This window comes from Rouxiella badensis (assembly GCF_002093665.1).
Classification (GTDB): Bacteria; Pseudomonadota; Gammaproteobacteria; order Enterobacterales; family Enterobacteriaceae; genus Rouxiella; species Rouxiella badensis.
On sequence record NZ_MRWE01000068.1, the window covers coordinates 1 to 812 of the forward strand.

General features: G+C 58.0%; 1 protein-coding gene. It reads left to right on the plus strand.

The features are described 5' to 3' along the window. Positions 1–12: 12 nt before the first annotated feature. The coding region (locus BS640_RS21820) for a transketolase family protein (protein ID WP_479560588.1) at positions 13–812 on the plus strand (800 nt) is incomplete at its 3' end.

The following is an 812-nucleotide window of genomic DNA, read 5'->3' on the forward strand; positions in this document are numbered from 1 at the left end:
CTGGAGTAGAACATGTCCTCTCGTAAAGAGCTTGCGAACGCTATCCGCGCACTCAGCATGGACGCCGTGCAGAAAGCGAATTCCGGCCACCCTGGTGCCCCTATGGGCATGGCCGACATCGCCGAAGTCCTGTGGCGTGATTACCTGAACCACAACCCGACCAACCCACACTGGGCCGACCGCGACCGCTTCGTGCTGTCAAACGGTCACGGGTCGATGCTGATTTACAGCCTGCTTCACCTCACCGGCTATGACTTGCCTATCACCGAGTTGGAAAACTTCCGTCAGCTGCACTCCAAGACCCCAGGTCACCCGGAGTACGGCTACACCCCAGGCATTGAAACCACCACCGGCCCGCTGGGTCAGGGTATTGCGAACGCCGTGGGCTTTGCGATTGCAGAACGCACCCTGGCGGCGCAGTTCAACCGTGAAAACCACGATATCGTCAACCACCACACCTACGCCTTCCTGGGCGACGGCTGTATGATGGAAGGTATCTCGCACGAAGCCTGTTCACTCGCCGGTACCATGAAGCTCGGCAAACTGACCGCGTTCTACGATGACAACGGCATCTCCATCGACGGCCACGTAGAAGGCTGGTTCACCGACGATACCGCGGCACGTTTTGAAGCCTATGGCTGGCATGTGATCCGCCACGTTGATGGTCACAACCCAGAGGCTATTAAGGCAGCTATCGAAGAATCCCACAAGGTGACTGATAAGCCGACACTGATCCTGTGCAAAACCATCATCGGTTTCGGTTCACCGAACAAGGCCGGTACACATGAAGTGCACGGCGCTGCGCTGGGTGC